Annotated in this window: 1 protein-coding gene; it reads left to right on the forward strand. The window is 56.4% G+C overall.

Translation table 11 applies throughout. From position 1 onward, the window contains the following. Positions 1-637, forward strand: a 637-nt coding sequence (locus tag CKO11_RS17190; protein WP_223641530.1) for a DUF3418 domain-containing protein, incomplete at both ends; no start/stop codon positions are given.

Below are 637 nucleotides of genomic sequence, written 5' to 3' on the forward strand. Positions count from 1 at the left end.
CAGGATATCTATACCCAACTGCGCCAGGTGGTGAAAGAGTTGGGGATCCCGGTGAACAGTGAACCGGCAGAGTACCGCGAAATCCATATCGCATTGCTGACCGGGCTACTGTCGCATATCGGGATGAAAGATGCCGATAAACAGGAGTTCACTGGTGCCCGCAATGCGCGTTTCTCTATTTTCCCTGGTTCCGGTTTATTCAAAAAGCCGCCGAAATGGGCCATTGTGGCTGAACTGGTGGAGACCAGCCGCCTGTGGGGGCGCATCGCGGCGCGTATCGATCCGGAATGGGTAGAGCCTGTCGCCCAGCATCTGATCAAGCGTTCTTACAGTGAACCGCACTGGGAACGTTCGCAGGGTGCGGTGATGGCAACGGAGAAGGTGACGGTTTACGGTTTGCCGATCGTGGCTGCCCGTAGCGTGAACTACAGCCAGATTGATCCGGCCCTGTGCCGCGAGTTGTTCATTCGCCACGCGCTGGTGGAAGGCGACTGGCAGACGCGCCATGCGTTTTTCCGCGACAACCTCAAACTACGCGCCGAAATCGAAGAGCTTGAACATAAATCCCGTCGCCGCGACATTCTGGTCGATGACGATACGCTGTTTGAGTTCTATGACCAGCGCATCAGCCATGATG

Origin of the sequence: Rhodobacter sp. TJ_12 (assembly GCF_020023995.1) — a bacterium.
Taxonomy (GTDB): Bacteria; Pseudomonadota; Alphaproteobacteria; order Rhodobacterales; family Rhodobacteraceae; genus Rhodobacter.